This window comes from Pseudomonas sp. EA_65y_Pfl1_P113 (assembly GCF_963970525.1).
Classification (GTDB): domain Bacteria; phylum Pseudomonadota; class Gammaproteobacteria; order Pseudomonadales; family Pseudomonadaceae; genus Aquipseudomonas; species Aquipseudomonas tritici.
Window position 1 is genome coordinate 1 of the sequence record NZ_CAXAQM010000466.1, and the last position, 478, is coordinate 478.

General features: G+C 62.8%; 1 protein-coding gene and 1 pseudogene. Both read right to left on the reverse strand.

The window, feature by feature from the left end; genetic code table 11:
- Positions 1 to 312, reverse strand: a pseudogene (locus AACY52_RS30600) (aconitate hydratase); the annotation flags it as partial.
- 15 nt (positions 313 to 327) lie between these two features.
- Positions 328 to 459, reverse strand: a complete 132-nt coding sequence (locus tag AACY52_RS32500; protein ID WP_370468079.1) for an aconitase family protein — start codon at positions 457 to 459, stop codon at positions 328 to 330.
- Positions 460 to 478: the final 19 nt, after the last annotated feature.

The following is a 478-nucleotide window of genomic DNA, read 5'->3' on the forward strand; positions in this document are numbered from 1 at the left end:
GGCGAGGATGCGCGCCTCGACGATGTCGGTGACCGGCTCCGGCTCCTTCTTCATGCCTTCGAAATAGGGCGGGTTCTGCACGTAGGTCGACGACATGTTCCAGCGATAGGTCTCGCTCTCGACCGTCTTGATCTTGCGCCAGTTGGTGTCGCCCTTGAACACGTCGGCATACTTCTTCTTGAAGATCGCGGAGGTCACGAACTTCTTCATGAAGGCGTTGATCTCCTTCGTGGTCGGCCAGATGTCCTTGAGGTAAACGTCGGTGCCGTCGGTCGCCTGGCCGATCGGGGTGGTGGTGAAGTCCTCGGTCACCGTGCCCTTGAGCGCTTAAGCGACGACCAGCGGCGGCGAGGCGAGGAAGTGGGCGCGCACGTCAGGCGAAACGCGGCCCTCGAAGTTGCGATTGCCCGACAGCACCGAGGCAGCGACGATGTCGTTTCCGTTGATCGCCGCCGAAATCGGCGCGGCGAGCGGGCCC